Raw genomic sequence first — 232 nt, forward strand, 5'->3', positions numbered from 1 at the left:
GGCCGGCATCGTGCTGTCGCCGCTGACTGCCGGTGTGATCGGTCTCGGCCTGCATTACAGCACCTACACGGCCGAGGTTTACCGGGCGGGGATCGAGAATGTCGACAAGGGCCAGTGGGAGGCGGCGCGGGCGCTGAACTACTCGCCGTATCAGACCTGGAGCAAGGTGATCATTCCGCAGGCGGTTCCGCCGATGATCCCGGCGCTGGCGAATTACCTGATCACCATGTTC

1 protein-coding gene is annotated in these 232 nt (G+C 63.8%); it reads left to right on the plus strand.

Features of this window, described 5'->3' with window-relative positions:
* Positions 1–232 (plus strand): ABC transporter permease subunit (locus ABLQ08_RS32765; RefSeq protein ID WP_352950931.1); only part of this gene is annotated, 232 nt, incomplete at both ends.

Source organism: Roseibium sp. SCP14 (assembly GCF_040329475.1).
Taxonomy (GTDB): Bacteria; Pseudomonadota; Alphaproteobacteria; order Rhizobiales; family Stappiaceae; genus Roseibium.